14 protein-coding genes are annotated in these 15,655 nt (G+C 67.4%); 5 read left to right on the forward strand and 9 right to left on the reverse strand.

Annotated features, from left to right (window positions below; genetic code table 11):
• Positions 1 to 91: 91 nt before the first annotated feature.
• From hutG to AX750_RS13895, 3 genes are all read left to right on the forward strand, one after another.
• A complete protein-coding gene (gene hutG, locus AX750_RS13885; RefSeq protein ID WP_066716609.1) occupies positions 92 to 898 on the forward strand; it encodes an N-formylglutamate deformylase in 807 nt (268 codons plus the stop codon).
• Complete coding sequence (gene hutU, locus AX750_RS13890; RefSeq protein ID WP_066716612.1) at positions 895 to 2,562, forward strand: urocanate hydratase; 1,668 nt, start codon at positions 895 to 897, stop codon at positions 2,560 to 2,562. The genes hutG and hutU overlap by 4 nt, the downstream gene beginning before the upstream one ends.
• 203 nt (positions 2,563 to 2,765) lie before the next feature.
• The gene (locus AX750_RS13895) at positions 2,766 to 3,332 is read left to right on the forward strand and encodes a HutD family protein (RefSeq protein ID WP_066716614.1); all 567 of its coding nucleotides are present in this window, start codon (positions 2,766 to 2,768) and stop codon (positions 3,330 to 3,332) included.
• Between the two features lie 106 nt (positions 3,333 to 3,438).
• Here the strand turns inward: AX750_RS13895 and AX750_RS13900 are convergent, their stop codons facing one another.
• Positions 3,439 to 4,515 (reverse strand): citrate synthase/methylcitrate synthase, encoded by a 1,077-nt coding sequence (locus AX750_RS13900; protein WP_066716616.1) that lies wholly within the window; start codon positions 4,513 to 4,515, stop codon positions 3,439 to 3,441.
• 86 nt (positions 4,516 to 4,601) lie between these two features.
• Here AX750_RS13900 and AX750_RS13905 point away from each other — a divergent pair, with 86 nt between their 5' ends.
• Positions 4,602 to 5,738 carry a citrate synthase family protein gene (locus AX750_RS13905; protein WP_066716618.1) on the forward strand — a complete coding sequence of 379 codons (1,137 nt, stop codon included), beginning with the start codon at positions 4,602 to 4,604 and terminating at the stop codon, positions 5,736 to 5,738.
• Positions 5,739 to 5,769: 31 nt separating this feature from the next.
• Here AX750_RS13905 and AX750_RS13910 read toward each other — a convergent pair whose 3' ends face one another.
• The 7 genes from AX750_RS13910 to AX750_RS13940 all read right to left on the reverse strand — a co-directional run bounded on the left by AX750_RS13910 (position 5,770) and on the right by AX750_RS13940 (position 12,617).
• On the reverse strand, positions 5,770 to 7,176 hold the full coding sequence (locus AX750_RS13910) for a TRAP transporter large permease (protein WP_066716620.1): 1,407 nt from the start codon (positions 7,174 to 7,176) through the stop codon (positions 5,770 to 5,772).
• Between the two features lie 8 nt (positions 7,177 to 7,184).
• Entirely contained in the window at positions 7,185 to 7,769 is a 585-nt protein-coding gene (locus tag AX750_RS13915) for a TRAP transporter small permease (protein ID WP_066716624.1), read from the reverse strand.
• A gap of 89 nt (positions 7,770 to 7,858) precedes the next feature.
• Positions 7,859 to 8,809: a sialic acid TRAP transporter substrate-binding protein SiaP gene (locus AX750_RS13920; protein WP_066734767.1), complete on the reverse strand. Its 951-nt coding sequence runs from the start codon at positions 8,807 to 8,809 to the stop codon at positions 7,859 to 7,861.
• A gap of 114 nt (positions 8,810 to 8,923) precedes the next feature.
• Entirely contained in the window at positions 8,924 to 9,685 is a 762-nt protein-coding gene (locus tag AX750_RS13925) for a FadR/GntR family transcriptional regulator (RefSeq protein WP_082735148.1), read from the reverse strand.
• 189 nt (positions 9,686 to 9,874) lie between these two features.
• Positions 9,875 to 10,654, reverse strand: coding sequence for an ABC transporter ATP-binding protein (locus AX750_RS13930; protein WP_066716626.1), 780 nt, complete (start codon positions 10,652 to 10,654; stop codon positions 9,875 to 9,877).
• A gap of 12 nt (positions 10,655 to 10,666) precedes the next feature.
• The gene (locus AX750_RS13935; protein WP_066716628.1) at positions 10,667 to 11,440 is read right to left on the reverse strand and encodes an ABC transporter permease; all 774 of its coding nucleotides are present in this window, start codon (positions 11,438 to 11,440) and stop codon (positions 10,667 to 10,669) included.
• A 214-nt stretch (positions 11,441 to 11,654) separates the two neighbouring features.
• Positions 11,655 to 12,617: an ABC transporter substrate-binding protein gene (locus tag AX750_RS13940; RefSeq protein ID WP_066716637.1), complete on the reverse strand. Its 963-nt coding sequence runs from the start codon at positions 12,615 to 12,617 to the stop codon at positions 11,655 to 11,657.
• A gap of 247 nt (positions 12,618 to 12,864) precedes the next feature.
• Here AX750_RS13940 and AX750_RS13945 point away from each other — a divergent pair, with 247 nt between their 5' ends.
• Complete coding sequence (locus tag AX750_RS13945; protein ID WP_066716639.1) at positions 12,865 to 14,418, forward strand: acetolactate synthase large subunit; 1,554 nt, start codon at positions 12,865 to 12,867, stop codon at positions 14,416 to 14,418.
• A 128-nt stretch (positions 14,419 to 14,546) separates the two neighbouring features.
• On the opposite strand, the gene AX750_RS13950 is transcribed toward AX750_RS13945, so the two are convergent.
• The gene (locus AX750_RS13950; protein ID WP_066716641.1) at positions 14,547 to 15,593 is read right to left on the reverse strand and encodes a histone deacetylase family protein; all 1,047 of its coding nucleotides are present in this window, start codon (positions 15,591 to 15,593) and stop codon (positions 14,547 to 14,549) included.
• Positions 15,594 to 15,655 lie beyond the last annotated feature (62 nt).

Genomic DNA, 15,655 nt, shown 5'->3' on the forward strand with positions numbered 1-15,655 from the left:
GGGCCTACACCTCACCCCTGCCCCTCTCCTTACAGGAGAGGGGTTCCCCGCGCCTCAATGGACAAGACGCAACGCTTGCGAAAAGACGCTCATGACCTCGATCGTCACCGTCACCCGGGGCCCCTCCCCGCTCATCCTCTCGATGCCGCATCCCGGCACCGGGCTGCCGCCGGAGGTCGAAGCCGCGCTGAACGAACGCGGGCGGCTGGTCGAGGATACGGACTGGCACATGCGGGAGGTCTACGCCTTCGCGGAGCGCTTCCAGCCGACGATCGTCGAGGCGAAGCTGTCGCGCTTCGTCATCGACCTGAACCGCGACCCGTCCGGCGTCTCGCTCTATCCCGGCCAGGCGACGACGGAACTCGTACCAATGACGACCTTCGACGGGGCGCCGATCTGGATCACACCGCCCGACGCGGCCGAGATCGAGCGGCGCCGCGCCGCCTATTTCGCGCCCTATCACGAGGCACTCGCGGCCGAGATCGACCGGGTGAAGGCCGCCCATGGCTATGCCGTGCTGTGGGACTGCCACTCGATCAAGTCGGTGATCCCGCGGCTGTTTCCCGGCACGCTGCCGACGCTCAATCTCGGGACCAATTCGGGTCAGAGCTGCGCAGCCGCCATCGAGGCGGCGGCAGCGGCGGCGATGGCGGCGCAGCCCCTGACCCATGTCGTCAACGGCCGCTTCAAGGGCGGCTGGATCACCCGGCATTACGGCCGGCCCGACGCGCACGTTCATGCGCTCCAGATGGAGAAGGCGCTCTCAGCTTATCTCGCGACCGAGGCGCCGCCCTGGACCTTCGATGCCGCGATCGCCGCGCCGCTGCAATCCGCCCTCTCCGCCATCATCGCCGCCACGCTCGACGCCGCGGCCCAGCACGAACGGAGCCGTTCATGACCCGCATCGACAACAGCCGCGTCATCCGCAGCCCCCACGGCACGGAGCTCTCCGCCAAGAGCTGGCTGACCGAAGCGCCGCTGCGCATGCTGATGAACAACCTCGACCCCGACGTCGCCGAGAAGCCCGGCGAGCTCGTGGTCTATGGCGGCATCGGCCGCGCCGCCCGGACCTGGGAGGATTTCGACCGGATCTGCGCCTCGCTGCGCTCTCTGGAGGCCGACGAGACGCTGCTGGTCCAGTCCGGCAAGCCGGTCGGCATCTTCAAGACGCATCCGGACGCGCCGCGCGTGCTGATCGCCAATTCCAACCTCGTCCCGGCCTATGCGAACTGGGAGCATTTCCACCATCTCGATAAGCTCGGGCTGATGATGTACGGCCAGATGACGGCCGGCTCCTGGATCTATATCGGCACGCAGGGCATCGTTCAGGGCACCTACGAGACCTTCGTCGAGGTCGGTCGGCAGCATTTCGGCGGCTCGCTCAAGGGCAAGTGGATCCTGACCGGCGGGCTGGGCGGCATGGGTGGGGCCCAGCCGCTGGCGGCGACCATGGCGGGCGCCTCGATGATCGCGGTCGAGTGCAAGCCCTCCTCGATCGATTTCCGCCTGCGCACGCGCTATCTCGACGAGAAGGCCGACAGCATCGACGAGGCGCTGGAGATCGTCGAGCGCGCCCACAAGGCCGGCAAGGCCGTTTCCGTCGGCGTGCTCGGCAATGCCGCCGAGATCTTCCCCGACATGGTCCGCCGCGGCATCCGGCCCGACGTCGTCACCGACCAGACCTCGGCGCATGACCCGCTCAACGGCTATCTGCCGGCCGGCTGGACAATTGCAGAGTGGGAGGAGCGCAAGGAGCGCGATCCCGCCGGGACGATCCAGGCCGCCAAGCGCTCCATGGCGGAGCACGTCAAGGCGATGCTCGATTTTCAGACGATGGGCGTGCCGACGCTCGACTACGGCAACAACATCCGCCAGATGGCCAAGGACATGGGCGTCGAGAACGCCTTCGATTTCCCCGGCTTCGTGCCCGCCTATATCCGCCCGCTGTTCTGCCGGGGCATCGGCCCGTTCCGCTGGGCGGCCCTCTCGGGCGATCCCGAGGATATCTACAAGACCGACGCCAAGGTGAAGGAGCTGATGCCCGACGACGCGCATCTGCACAACTGGCTCGACATGGCGCGCGAGCGCATCCAGTTCCAGGGCCTGCCCGCGCGCATCTGCTGGGTCGGGCTCGGCGACCGTCACCGTCTGGGCCTCGCCTTCAACGAGATGGTGGCCAAGGGCGAGCTGAAGGCGCCGGTCGTGATCGGCCGCGACCATCTCGATTCCGGCTCGGTCGCCTCGCCCAACCGCGAGACCGAGGCGATGAAGGACGGATCCGACGCGGTTTCCGACTGGCCGCTGCTCAACGCCCTGCTCAACACCGCCGGCGGCGCGACCTGGGTCTCGCTGCACCATGGCGGCGGCGTCGGCATGGGCTATTCGCAGCATTCGGGCGTGGTCATCGTCGCGGACGGCTCAGCCGAAGCGGCCAAGCGGCTGGAACGCGTGCTCTGGAACGACCCGGCGACAGGCGTGATGCGCCATGCCGATGCCGGCTATGAGATCGCGCAGGACTGCGCGAGGGAGAAGGGGCTGAAGCTGCCGGGGATTTTGGGGTAAGGCGCAGCCGCCGGCTCAAAGTCGCGCCGTCATTCCGGGGCGGCGCGACAGCGCCGAGCCCGGAACCCAGAACCTCTGCCGCACAATGAAAGATGGCCCCGCTTGTCTCGGACCCGGCATCGGTTCTGGGTTCCGGGCTCATGGCTTCGCCATGCCCCGGAATGACAAGAGAGATCGACCGCGTTCCGTCTGAGGACATACTCATGCGCATCATCCGCGCCGCCGATTGCCGGACCATGCCGTGGAAGAACGGCGGCGGGACGACGACCGAGATCGTCGTGTGGCCGGGGGGAGCTTCGCTGAGCGATTTCGACTGGCGGGTTTCGATGGCGCAGGTCGGGGCGGACGGACCGTTCTCCTCCTTCCCGGGACTCGACCGGACGCTGTGCGTTCTGACCGGTGCCGGCATTCGGCTGGCCTTCGGCGATGGCGAGGCGGTGGCGCTCGATCACACCTCCCCGCCCTTCGCCTTCGCGGCCGACCGGGCTGTCGACGGCCTCCTGATCGACGGGCCGATCGTCGATCTCAACGTGATGAGCCGGCGCGGCGCCTGGACGCACAGCGTCGAGCGGCTCGTGGGCCCGGGCGAACACCGCATCGCGGGCGAAGCCGTCCTGCTGCTGGTCGCGCCCGAAGGCGGCTGGACCATTGACGAGGCGACGCTTTCCGCGGGCGACAGCGCCCTCATCCAGGGGCCGGCCGAGATGACCTGTGTCTCCGATGATGGTGGGCACGCGCTCTATGTGATCCGGCTGGCCCCCCAGCGCTGATCGCGCGCTCCCGCCATCACGAGCGCAGCGAAGCAATCCAGAGGCGGCCGAGCTCCGTGTCCCCCAGATAGCTTGGTCGCTGCGCTCCTCGCTAAGACGCGTCGCCTCACGCCGCCTGCATGGGCCGCGGCCCGACATAGACCGATTGCGGGCGGATCAGCCTGCCGCCGGCGATCTGCTCCTGCGCATGGGCGAGCCAGCCGATCGTGCGCCCCATCGCGAAGACGCAGGTGAAGGCCTCCGGCGGGAAGCCCAGCGCTTCCAGCAGCAGCGCCGTGTAGAATTCGACATTGGTTTCGAGTGGACGGTTCGGCTTACGCTCGCGCAGGATGGCGAGCGCAGCCTGTTCCACCGCCTCGGCGAGGACGAGCCGCGCGGAGTCGGCGCCGAGCCGCCGGAGCGCGGCCTTCAGCGCATCGGCCCGCGGATCGCGCACGCGGTAGACACGGTGGCCGAAGCCCATCAGCCGCTCGCCCCGGTCCAGCGCCGCCTCGAGCCAGGCGCGCGCATCGCCCGGCTCGCCGATCGCGTCGAGCATGTCGATCACGGGTCCCGGCGCGCCGCCATGGAGCGGGCCTTTCAGCGCGCTGATGCCGGCCAGCTCGGCCGAGACGAGCCCCGCGCGCGTCGAGGCGACGACCCGGGCCGCGAAGGTCGAGGCATTGAGGCCATGATCGGCCACGGTGACGAGATAGGCATCGAGCGCCGCCGCCTCGGCAGCGCTCGGTCGGTCTCCGCCCAGCATGCGCAGCGTGTCGGCGGCGTGAGACAGGCCCGCTTCCGGAGCGACCGGTTCGAGACCGCGGGCCCGCCTCACCGCGGCGGCGGTGAACACGGCGGGTGCGGCCAGCAGCGTCACCGCCGTGCCGGCGTCCTCGCCATCCGGGATCAGCGCAGTCCAGGTGCGCAGGGCCTCGACGGGCGACAGCCCCGCCGGAAGCGACGCGCGCAGCACAATCGGGAAGACCGAGGCCCGCGCCGCACCGAGGACCGCCTGCAGTTCCGCTCCCTCGGGCAGCCCGGGCAGGAGCCCGCCGAGCATCAGGGTGACCATCTCCTCGAAGGCCATACGCCCCGCCAGATCATCGAGGCTGCGGCCGCGGATCACCAGACGGCCGGCGACGCCATCGACGTCGGACAGGGTGGTGTGGGCGGCAACGACGTCTTCAAGACCATCGGACATGGGCTGGACTCCTTCAAGGCAAGGCCTTGAGGATCAGCGGATCGGGCGCTACGATCAATCTTGAACAATATAATCAATCTATTTCGATGAGCGACTGGCTGACGGCTTCAGAAGCGATGGCACGGCTCAAGCTCAAGCCGCAGACGCTCTACGCCTATGTCAGCCGCGGCCTGATCGAGACTAGGGGCGAGGCCGACGATGCCCGCCGTAAGCTCTATCGCGCGCAGGACATCGCGCGCCTCGAACAGCGCAAGATGCGAGGACGGCGACGGGCGGCCATCGCCGAGGATGCCATCGCCTGGGGCGAACCGGTCCTGACGTCGAGCATCACCACGATCGCCGGCGGCAGGCTCTGGTATCGCGGTCAGGACGCTGCACAGCTCGCGGAGACGGCCCGTCTGGAGGATGTCGCAAGGCTGCTCTGGGACTGCGGGGCGCAGCGCTTTCCCACGCTGACGCAGCCTGTACCGGCCGGTGCTCCCCTGACGCGCATGTTCACCGCCATCGCCACCCGCGCCGCCAGCGACACCGCGATGGCCGGCCGCACCAAGAAGGCGCTCTACCTGGAGGCGGCCGCCGTTCTCGATACGCTGGTCGATGCGGTGGCCGGCGGCCCGGGCGAGGGCCCGATCCATCAGCGGCTCGCGCGGGCCTGGGGCTGCGCGGACGGCGCGGATCTGATCCGGCGGGCGCTCGTCCTGCTGGCCGATCACGAGCTCAACGCCTCGACCTTCGCCGTCCGCGTCACCGCCTCGACCGGAGCCTCGCTGGCGGCCTGCGTGATGGCCGGATTGTCAGCGCTTTCCGGGCCTCTCCACGGCGGCATGGCGCGCCGGGTGCTCGGGTTGATGCGGGAGGCCCAGGCAAACGGCATTGCGGCCACCGTCTCCGACAGGCTGGCCGCCGGGGCGCGCCTACCGGGTTTCGGGCACCCGCTTTACCCCGACGGAGACCCGCGCGGGCGGGCGCTGCTGGCCGGCTTCGACATCCCCGCCGCCTACGCCGAAGCCAGGACCGTCGTCATGTCCATGACGGGCGCCGAGCCGAATGTCGACTTCGCCCTGACGGCGCTCGCCGCGCATCTCGGTTTGGGCGACGACGCGCCCTTCCAGATCTTCGCCGCGGCCCGCGCCACGGGATGGCTGGCGCATGCCCTCGAGCAGAACGAGACGGGGCGGCTGATCCGCCCCCGTGCGCGCTACAGCGGCCCGGCGCCGGGCTGACCCCGCCGCCGGGCCACCGGGCCGGCTTTGCCTAGCGCACCATCCCCATCTGTCGCGGCAGCCAGAGCGTCAGCTCGGGGATAAAGGTGATCGCGATCAGGGCGGCGAAGAGCGGGATCAGCCAGGGCAGGATCGCCATGGTCGTCCGCTCGACCGAGAGCTTGGCGACGCGCGAGAGCACGAAGAGCACCATGCCGAGCGGCGGGTGCAGCAGCCCGATCATCAGGTTCAGCACCATGATCAGCCCGAAATGGATCGGGTCGACGCCGAGCTTGAGCGCGATCGGCAGCAGGATCGGCACCACGATGGTGATGGCGGCGATGGTGTCGAGGAAGCAGCCGATGAACAGCAGCAGCAGATTGACCAGGACGAGGAAGATCCATTTGTTCTGGGTGAGGCCCAGAATGAGGTCGGACAGGATCTGCGCCGTCTGCGACACGGTCAGAAGCCAGGCGAAGATCGAGGCGGCCGTGACGATGAAGAGAACCGAAGCGGTGGTCTCGATCGTGTCGAAGGTCGCCTTGGTCAGGCTGCGCATGGTCATCGAGCGATAGCGCACGAGACCGAGGAACAGCGACCAGATCACCGCGGCGGCGGCGGCTTCGGTCGGCGTGAACCAGCCCATGGTCATGCCGCCGATCAGGATGACCGGCGTCATCAGCGCCATCACGGCCGAGAAGTCGAAATAGTAATCGAGGCCCAGCAGCACCGCGAGGGCGAGCCCAATGGCGAGGTTCTCCTCAAGCCCCACCCAGACGAGGCCATAGGCGAGCAGGGGAAAGCCGAGGACGACCAGCACCTCGATGCCGGCCGTTCCGATCTCGCGCAGCGAGAAGGCGGCATCGGAACCCCATTTGTAGATCCGGGCGAAGATCGCGACCGTCACCATCATGAACAGCGTCATCATCACGCCGGGGATAACGCCGGCGAGGAAGAGCGCGCCGATCGAGGTGTTCGACATCATCCCGTAGATGACGAAAGGCAGGGAGGGCGGGATGATCGGCCCCAGCGTCGCCGAAGCCGCGGTGACGCCGACAGCCACCTCGGTCGGGTAGCCGTGGTCCTTCATCGCCTTGATCTCGATCGTGCCGATGCCGGCAGCATCCGCGATCGCGGTGCCCGACATGCCCGAGAAAATCACCGAACCGATGATGTTGACCTGCGCGAGCCCGCCGCGCATCCAGCCGACGAGCGCAACCGCGAAGGCATAGATGCGCCCGGTCACGCCGGCGATGTTCATGAGATTGCCGGCCAGGATGAAGAAGGGCACGGCGAGCAGCGGGAAGCTCTCGACGCCCGCGATCATGCGCTGGGCCAGGATGACGTCGGGCACATTGCCCGAGATCAGGATGAAGGCGAGCGAGGCGACGGCCATGGCGATGGCCACCGGCACGCCGAGGATCATCAGGCCGAGGAAGGAACCGAGAAGGATCAGCATGGTCGCTCTCAGGCCTCCGAGCCGTCGAAGGCTTCGGGCTTTTCCAGCACGGAATACCCGCGGCGCCAGTTCTGCCAGGCGACGTGCAGCGCCCGCAGCGTCATCAACGCGAAGGCGAGGACGACAGCGTTGAATACGATCGACTTCGGCAGGTCCACCGTCGTCATCATCTCGTCGGGGATCAGCGAGGCGTATTTGTAGGTCAGCCAGGTCGCATAGGCCAGGAAGCCAATCCGCACGACATCGACGAAGGTCGCCATGATCCGGCCAGCACCCGCCGACATGTAGCGGTAGAGGAAGTCGACCTGGATGTGCCGGGAGGCCCGCACGCAGAGCGACGCGCCGAGGAAGACCACGACAACGAGCGCATTGATGGCGATCTCTTCGGTCCAGGCGAAGGAATTGTTCAGGACATAGCGTGTGAAGAACTGCAGGATGACGCAACCCACCATGACCCAGAAGGCGGCGAGCGTGATCCAGTCCTCAACACCATAAACCGAGAGATCGGCCGGCGGCGGCGCCTCGTCGAAGACGTGGGCCAGTTCCTCGCCGGTCACGGGCGTGTGGATTTCGTGTCGAACATCGGCGGCCACGGCAGACCTCTCGTGATGCGGCCGCAGCGGGGCCGGCGAAGCAGGAGACCCGGCGGCGAGAACGCCGCCGGGTCCGTTTGTCGAAGGCGTTACTTGATTGCCTGGATCCGCTCCCAGTCGGCCTTGCGATAGCCGAACTGCTCGAAGGTGACGTTCTTCTGGACATTGGCGAGGAAATCGGCCTTGTCGACCTCGGTCACCGTCAGGCCCTTGTCCTTGAAGAACTGGACGAGCTTGGCTTCGGAGGCCTGGATCTGCTTGGTGGCCCTGGCGGAGGCCTCCTGCGCGACCTCGGTGAAGATCTTGCGGTCTTCAGGCGACAGCTTGTCCCAGAGCTGCTTGGCGACGACCGTGTTGAGGTGGTCGACGATGTGGCCGGTCAGGACGATGTGCTTCTGGACCTCGTAGAACTTCTTGGCCTCGATCGTGGTCAGCGGGTTCTCCTGCGCCTCGACGGTGCCGTTCTGCAGCGCCAGATAGACTTCGGCGAAGGCGATCGGCGCGGTGTTGGCTCCGCAGGCGCGCGGCATGGCGAGATAGGCCGGCACGTCGGGCACGCGGATCTTGAGGCCCTTCATGTCGGCGCAGCTCTTGATCGGCCGGTTCGAGGTGGTGTGGCGCGTGCCGTAATAGGTCACCGAGACGATCTGGTGGCCGGTCTTCTCCTGATAGCCCTTGGCCATGTCAGTGAAGACATCGCTCTTGGTGTAGGCGAGCAGGTGGTCGGGGCTGCGGAAGGTGAAGGGATAGTAGGTCACGCCGATCGGCGCGAAGGAGCGCGCGGCGAAGCTCGAACCGGAGATGATGATGTCGACCGTTCCCAGGGTGAGTCCCTGGTTGATGTCGGTTTCCTTGCCGAGCTGCGACGCCGGGAAGACAGTGATCTCGTAGCGGCCGTTTGTCCGCTTCTTGAACTCGTCCGCCGCCCAGACCGATTCGGTGTGGAAGGGCTCCGAGGTCTCGTAGACATGGGCCCATTTCAGCTTGGTCTGGGCCTGCGCCGGCAGGCCGCCCAGCGCGAGGCCGGCGGCCATCGCCATGATCGTCAGACAGGTCTTCTTCATTGTCGTCCCTCCCTTGGGATTGATTTCGTTGACGTCGTTACGCGGTCTTCTTCTTGGTGATTGCTGATCCTGCTCCCGGCGGCCGCGTCATCATCCGGACTTTCCGGCGATGCGCGACAGCCCGACATTCCCGGTGTGGGTCCGGAGCGGCCCCTCGCCGAAGCTTTGGGAGAAGCGTTCCTGAGAGCGCTGAAGATGGAGCCGCATCGCCGCCTGCGCCGCCTCTCCGCTCGCTGCGTCCAGTGCGTCGCGGATGGCACGATGTTCCCCGACGGCCTCCCGCCAGGAATCTGCGTTCTCGAAATAGCTCGCGAGCTGGCGAAAATACGGGTTGATGCGCTGGTCGAAGAGCAGGCCGACGAAGCGGGCGAGCACGGCGTTGCCAAGGCTGGCCGCGATGGCGACGTGGAAGGCGCGATCGAGGGCGACCAGTTCGTCACTGCCGAGCTCGGGGAGTTCCATGCGGCGCAGGATGTCGTCCAGGACCGCGATGTCGGCTGATGATGCGGCACCCGCGGCTTCGGCGCAGATCGCACTCTCGACGAGTTCGCGCGCCTTCAGGACTTCGAAGGGGCCCTCCGGCGCTTCGTCGGTCGCAATCAGCGTCGCCGGGGCCACCGGCCGCTCGACGACATAGACGCCCGAGCCCATGCGAATGCGCACGCGGCCCTCGACCTCCAGCGCGATCAGGGCCTCGCGGACGGAGGGGCGGGAGACCCCCAGCTTCTCGGCGAGCTCGCGCTCCGGCGGCAGCCGGCCGCCCGCCGGATACTCGCGCCGATCGATGAGATGGCGGAGCTGGTCGGCGATCTGTCGATAAAGGCGTGGCGACTCGACAGCTTCGAGCGGCACAGTCTGCTCCCGGTTTCCATCCCAAGGCCTCTGTCGAGAGAGGCTCTTTTGGCCATATGGTCAGGCCAATTGACGCAGAGACAAGCATCTGCACCACCGGGTGTCAATCGCCGGAACGGAACACCGGTCGGCCACAACGTCGGGCTGGGGAGGAACGGGCCAGACGGCCCGGCGGCGCCATCGCCTCCCTCAATGGTCGGCCGCCATCACCTCGGCGCGAATTTCCTCGACAAGGCGCTCTTTCAGGGCGACGAATTCCGGGCTGGTCTTGATCGTATAGGGCCGCGGATGCGGCAGATCGACGGGGATGTCCGCCTTGATGCGACCGGGGCGCGCGCTCATCACCACCACGCGCGAGCCGACAAAGATCGCCTCCTCGATGTCGTGGGTGACGAAGAGCACCGTCTTGCGCTCGCGCTCCCAGATGCCGAGCAGCATCTCCTGCATCAGGGCGCGCGTATGGTTGTCGAGCGCGCCGAAGGGCTCGTCCAGCAGCAGGATCTTGGGGTCGTTGGCGAGCGCGCGGGCGATCGCGGTGCGCTGCTGCATGCCGCCCGACAGCTGCTTGGGGAAATGGTCAACGAAGCTCGCCAGCCCGACGCGCTCGGCCCAGCCGCGGGCGATGTCGAGGCGCTCGCGCTCGGCGAGACCTTTCTCGCGCAGGCCGAAGGCGATGTTCTGGACGACGGTCAGCCAGGGGAACAGCGTGTAGCTCTGGAAGACAAAGCCACGGTCCGCACCCGGCCCGGTGACGGGGGCACCGTCGAGCATGATGCGCCCCTCGCTCGCCGTCTCGAGCCCGCCGATGATGCGCAGAAGCGTGGACTTCCCGCAGCCGGAGGGTCCCAGGATGGCGATGAAGTCGTTGTCGCCGACGCTGAGCGAGGTCGGCATGAGGGCGCGCGTCGGCTGGCCGCCACGCTGGGGCGGGAACACCTTCCCGACATTCTCGACGAGGAGCTTGCTCATCTTCGCGACCGACTACCTTTGCGCCCACGGAAACAGGCGCTGGTTGACCGCCTTGAAGAGGAAATCCGACACCAGCCCGATCAGGCCGATGACGATGATTCCGAAGATGATCTGGCCGGTGTTCAGCAGCGCCTGGCTGTCGGTGATCATGTGGCCGATGCCGGAGGAGGAGCCGATCAGCTCGGCGACGATGACATAGGTCCAAGCCCAGCCGAGCACGAGGCGGAAGATCTCGGCGATCTCGGGGGCCGCATTCGGAAGCAGCACGCGCCGCACCACGGAGGTGTCGGTGGCGCCGAGCGTATAGGCAGCATCGACGAGATCGCGCCGGATCGAGCCGACCGCCACCGCGATCATCAGGATGAGCTGAAAGACCGAGCCGATGAAGATGACGAGCAGCTTCTGCGCCTCGCCGATGCCGGCCCAGAGGATCAGCAGCGGAATGAAGGCCGAGGCCGGCAGATAGCGCGCGAAGGAGACGAACGGTTCGAGGAAGGCTTCCACCGGCTTGTAGGCGCCCATCGCGATCCCGAGAGGCAGCGCGACGAGAGCCGCCAGCACGAAGCCGCCGACGACGCGCCAGATCGTCATGCCGATGTCGAAGGCGAAGCCATACTGGAAGAGGAGATTGTACCCCTCCCGGACCATGGTGAAAGGGTCGGCCAGGAACAGCTTCTGGACGTAGCCGCCGAAGGTCGCGACCGACCACAGCGCCACGAAGAGCACGAAGAAGGCGACGCCATAGCCGATGCGGGCGGGCGCAGAGACCGGCTGAAGGGGTTTCATGACTCAGTCGCTGACAAGAGGATGCGCGGGATCCCCTCTCCTGTAAGGAGAGGGGTAGGGGTGAGGTGTCGGCCCCTGGACCAGTGAAGCGCCGAATACGAAGCGAGGCCGCGGTGAGCTCACGGCCGAAGCGTCAATCGGCCGACCCCTCACCCTGCCCTCTCCCTACGGGAGAGGGTTCCCCGCGCTTCGTTAGGTTGGGACCCAGGTCAGCTCACTTGCCGGCGACGTATTTCGTCTCGACGAGGCTGGCGAGGTCCGGCTTGGTCTTGATCAAGCCGATTTCAAGCAGAAGATCCGCTGCCTTGGCCGAGAAGGCCTGCCAGTCGCCGGAGAAGAACTTCTTGTTGCCCTCGGCATCGGACCAGCGCAGGAAGCCGGCCGACTTGCCGAACTGCTCGGCGGTCTGCTTCACATCGGCGCCCATGATGCCATAGGCCTTGGCCTGGTCGGCCTTGATCATGTCCAGAGCCTCGAAATAGCTCTTGGTCAGCGCGGCCGCGGCGGCGTCGTTGGCGGCGAGGAAGGCCGGCGTGCAGCCGAAGGTGTCCATCACCATCGGGTAGTCGAGCGTGGTGGCGATGATCTTGCCTGCGTCGGGCTTCTCGCGGACGGCCGAGAGATAGGGCTCATAGGTCATCGCCGCGTCGTTCTGGCCGGCGATGAAGGCCTGAGCGGCCGGGCCGGGCTCCATGTTGACCACGGTCACGTCCTTCACGGACATGCCGTTCTCCTTGAGGAACCAGGCCAGCGCGAAATAGGGCGAGGTTCCCGGCGCCGAGGCCGCGACGGTCTTGCCCTTGAGATCCTTGATCGAACCGATGCCGGAGCGCGTCACCATGCCGTCGGCGCCGTAGCTCTTGTCGAGCTGGAAAATCTGCTTGGTCTTCACGCCCGCGCCGTCCCAGACGATCCAGGTCTCGACCGTGGTCGCCGCGCACTGGATGTCGCCGGAGGCGATGGCGAGGTGGCGATCCTTCTGCGGGATCTTCTTGATCGTGACGTCGAGGCCGTTCTTGGCGAAGATCCCGGCCTCCTTGGCGAGGACGAGCGGCGCGAAGCCGGTCCAGCCCGAAATGCCGATGCTGACCTTGGTCTGCGCCTGCGCGCCGCCGGTGGCCAGCGCCGCCGCGAGACCGAGACCCGCGACCGTTCCCCAACGCTTCAAACCTGTCATGACGGAACCTTCCCCTGTTGTGATGTCCGACCCAATGCGCGAGGGCGGAAACCCATCGCAGCGCATGGCGGCGCCGGATGCAACCTTCGTTCCAGACGAGGTTAAATGCATATGCAAATCCGTCAAGCGGTCGATCACCGCGGCTGGGGACAGCGATGACATTCTCTCGTTTGACAGGATCGGGAACATCCCCTCCCCTGTGCGTCCCTTCGACGACCCTCTTCTTCTTTTCCGTGGGATACTCGGAATGAACGGTGCCGACCGCCTCTGCGACACGCTGCTCGTCAATGGCGTGGATGTCTGCTTCGCCAATCCCGGCACCTCCGAGATGCATTTCGTGGCAGCGCTCGACCGCAAGCCGGAAATGCGCTGCGTGCTCGGCCTGTTCGAGGGCGTGGTGACGGGCGCCGCCGACGGCTATGCGCGCATGGCGGACAAACCGGCGGCGACGCTGCTGCATTGCGGGCCGGGCATGGCGAATGCGCTCGCCAACATGCACAACGCCCGCCGGGCCTGGACCCCGATGATCAACGTCGTCGGCGATCACGCCACCTATCACCTCGTCAACGACGCACCGCTGACCAGCGACATCGAGAGCCTGGCGCGACCGATGTCGCACTACGTGCACCGGATCGCGACGCCGGAGGATGTCGGGCCTGCGATCGGCGAAGCCTATGCGGCGGCGATGTCGCTGCCGGGCGTCGCGACCGTGATCCTGCCCGGCGACTGCGCCTGGGGCTCGGTCGAGCCGGCCGAGGTCAAGGCGACGCCGGTGCCGGCCTTCCGGACGGTCGGCAGCGATACCATCCGCGAGGTCGCGGCCGCGCTGCGCAAACATGGCTCGCGCGCCGCGCTGATGATGACCGGCGCGTCGCTGCGCGCCGGAGCGCTCGAGACCGCGGCGCGCATCTGCGCGGCGACCGGCTGCAAGATGTACGGGCAGATGTCGAACGGGCGCATCGAGCGTGGCGCCGGGCGCGTCGCGATCCCCAAGGTGTTCTACCCCGTCGACATGGCTCTGGAGCAGCTGAAGGACGTCGACCTGCTGGTGCTGGTCGGCGCGCAGATCCCGGTCGGTTTCTTCGCCTATCCCGGAAAGCCCGGCCGCCTCATCCATGACGGCTGCACCGTGACCACGCTCGGCAAGATGGGCGACGATCTCGTCGGCGCGCTCGATGCGCTGGCGGAGGAGACCGGCGCCGCCAAGGTCGAGCCCGCTTTCATCGCCAAGGCGCAGACCGAGACGGCGCTGCCGACGGGTACCCTCGACGCCGACAAGGTCTGCACCATCGTGGCGCGGCTGCTTCCCGAGAACGCGATCATCTGCGACGAGTCGGTCTCGTCCGGCCGCGTCTTCTACCAGCAGTGCCACAACGCGCCGCAGCACGACTATCTCCAGCTCACCGGCGGCGCGATCGGCGAAGGCATCCCGATGTGCGTCGGCGCGGCGGTGGCCTGCCCCGACCGCAAGGTCATCGGCATGCAGGCCGACGGCTCGGGCATGTACACCGTCCAGGGCCTGTGGACCCAGGCGCGCGAGAACCTCGATATCGTCACGGTCGTCTTCGCCAACCGGACCTATGCGATCCTGCATGGCGAGATGCGCGCCGTCGGCGTCAATGATTTCGGCCGCAATGCGACGCTGATGCTCAATCTCGACGAACCGGCGCTGGACTGGGTGTCGATGGCGCGCGGCATGGGCGTGGAAGCGGCGCGCGCGACCACCGCCGAGGAGTTCACCAAGCTCTTCAAGGGCGCGCTCGGCCGGAAGGGGCCGTTCCTGATCGAGGCGGTGATCTGAGGCAGACCGTCATTCTCGGGCGCCCAATGGGCGACCCGAGAATCTCTTGCCGCGTGAGCCCACTACTAAACTAGCAGGCTCCCCTCGTTACGAGATGGTCGGGTCAAGCCCGACCATGACGCATCTGGCTACGCCTTGAACCCGCCGAGGAACGCGTCGAGGCACTCGCCGATCGCCTCGATCGCGTAGCCGCCCTCCTGGACCACCAGCGTCGGCAGGCCGAAGGACTTCACCTTCGTGGCGATGTTGCCGAAATCAGCGGCGTCGAGCTTCAGCACGCCGATGGGATCATCCTTGTGGGCGTCGTAGCCGAGCGCGACGATGACGACATCCGCGCCGAAGGCCTTGATCGCCTCGCCCGCCCTGTCGACCGCCGCGGCCATCTCGGCGCCACCGGCGCCATGCGGCAGCGGCAGGTTGAGGTTGAAGCCCTCGCCCGGCCCGTTGCCGCGCTCGTCCTCATAGCCCGTGTAGAAGGGGTAGTAGTTCGACGGATCGGCATGGACCGAGATCGTCAGGACGTCGTCGCGGCGGTAGAAGATCTGCTGCGTCCCGTCGCCGTGGTGGGCGTCGGCGTCGAGGATCGCGACCTTGCCGAACTTCGAGCGCAGGCGCTGGGCCGCGATGGCGGTGTTGTTGAGATAGCAGAAGCCGCTGGCACGGTCGGCCCGGGCGTGGTGGCCCGAGGGGCGGCAGAGCGAATAGACGGCGCGCTCGCCGGCGATGACAGCATCGGCGGCCGTGACCGCCGTCTCGGCCGAGAGCAGCGTCGAGTGCCAGCAGTGCTCGCCGATCGGCACCGACATGTCGCCGAGATACCAGCCGAGCTGGCCGATGAAGCCGGTGGGACGGCAGGGCGGTCGGACGTCTTCCTCCGGGCGCCCGCTCCAATAGGGGAAGGTGCTGGGCCAGACTTCGGGACCGCGCTCGGCCGGCAGGTCCTGCCAGCGCTTCCAGGCGGTCTCGAGGAATTGGACGAAGCCGGCATCGTGGATCGCCAGCACCGGGTCCTTGCCATGGGCGACCGGCCGCTCGGGCGCGATGCCGTGCCGCGCCAGCGCCGCCAGCAACCGCGCGGTGCGCTCCGGCAGATCCTTCGGCGCGACGACCGCACCGAAACGCAGATACTGCTTGGGATCGTGCATCGACTGGTCGGGGTGATAGAAGGCGCGCATGGGTCGACAGGTCTCCGGGGACGGGCCGGTCGCGGCCCGAATGCCGCGAGGCTAGCAAAGCC

The sequence above is a fragment of the Methylobacterium sp. CCH7-A2 genome, assembly GCF_001557075.1.
Lineage (GTDB): Bacteria > Pseudomonadota > Alphaproteobacteria > Rhizobiales > Beijerinckiaceae > Allobosea > Allobosea massiliensis.

Coding starts and splice junctions, on each gene's coding strand:
- AX750_RS13930 (WP_066716626.1), bottom strand. CDS start 10,654: ATGAGCAAGCTCCTCGTCGAGAATGTCGGGAAGGTGTTCCCGCCCCAG.
- AX750_RS13950 (WP_066716641.1), bottom strand. CDS start 15,593: ATGCGCGCCTTCTATCACCCCGACCAGTCGATGCACGATCCCAAGCAG.
- hutG (WP_066716609.1), top strand. CDS start 92: ATGACCTCGATCGTCACCGTCACCCGGGGCCCCTCCCCGCTCATCCTC.
- AX750_RS13905 (WP_066716618.1), top strand. CDS start 4,602: ATGAGCGACTGGCTGACGGCTTCAGAAGCGATGGCACGGCTCAAGCTC.
- AX750_RS13935 (WP_066716628.1), bottom strand. CDS start 11,440: ATGAAACCCCTTCAGCCGGTCTCTGCGCCCGCCCGCATCGGCTATGGC.
- AX750_RS13910 (WP_066716620.1), bottom strand. CDS start 7,176: ATGCTGATCCTTCTCGGTTCCTTCCTCGGCCTGATGATCCTCGGCGTG.
- AX750_RS13900 (WP_066716616.1), bottom strand. CDS start 4,515: ATGTCCGATGGTCTTGAAGACGTCGTTGCCGCCCACACCACCCTGTCC.
- hutU (WP_066716612.1), top strand. CDS start 895: ATGACCCGCATCGACAACAGCCGCGTCATCCGCAGCCCCCACGGCACG.
- AX750_RS13920 (WP_066734767.1), bottom strand. CDS start 8,809: ATGGCGATGGCCGCCGGCCTCGCGCTGGGCGGCCTGCCGGCGCAGGCC.
- AX750_RS13945 (WP_066716639.1), top strand. CDS start 12,865: ATGAACGGTGCCGACCGCCTCTGCGACACGCTGCTCGTCAATGGCGTG.
- AX750_RS13895 (WP_066716614.1), top strand. CDS start 2,766: ATGCGCATCATCCGCGCCGCCGATTGCCGGACCATGCCGTGGAAGAAC.
- AX750_RS13940 (WP_066716637.1), bottom strand. CDS start 12,617: ATGACAGGTTTGAAGCGTTGGGGAACGGTCGCGGGTCTCGGTCTCGCG.